We start from the raw sequence: 537 nt of genomic DNA on the forward strand, positions 1-537 counted from the left end.
ACGAATGATCAACTTGTCAGCTAAGCGTGCAATTTCACGAGAAGTCTCGGTACGCAGCGTACTTGCGCCACAACCCACAGGGTCAAGAACCACGACTTTGTTGTTCGCATTCGCTTGTTCAACAGCAAAACACATTCTTGGCGTCCAAACACTGTCGAGCGTGCCAATGTTGATCACAAGCGCGCCAGAGAAAGACATCATCTCTGCCAGCTCTTGCTGTGAGTGCGCCATAATAGGCGAAGCGCCAATCGCCAATAACGCATTGGCCGTATTGTTCATCACGACGTAGTTGGTGATGTTCACAACCAACGGTTTTTGCTCTCGTACTGCGCGCAACGATTGGATAATTTGTTCAGTTAGCATGGATTAATCCTTATTCGTGAAAGTCGCTTTTAAGCCGCGGTTGAGTCATTAAGTGCATTCAGACCTTGTTGCCAAAAAGCCACTTCCATACGCGTTGCGGTTTTGAAGATATGAACGATGTTCTGACCACGCTCGCTGTTGATATCAATTTCAGCAAGCAGTTGATTGAAGTAT

General features: G+C 46.9%; 1 protein-coding gene and 1 pseudogene. Both read right to left on the minus strand.

Going from position 1 to position 537, the window contains the following annotated elements:
• On the minus strand, positions 1–363 hold a 363-nt coding region (locus AB4496_RS27745; RefSeq protein WP_372133230.1), incomplete at its 3' end, for a hydroxyethylthiazole kinase.
• Positions 364–392: 29 nt separating this feature from the next.
• A pseudogene (locus AB4496_RS27750) lies at positions 393–537 on the minus strand (thiaminase II); the annotation flags it as partial.

It is taken from the genome of Vibrio sp. 10N.222.46.A1 (genome assembly GCF_041473595.1).
Lineage (GTDB): Bacteria > Pseudomonadota > Gammaproteobacteria > Enterobacterales > Vibrionaceae > Vibrio > Vibrio tasmaniensis_A.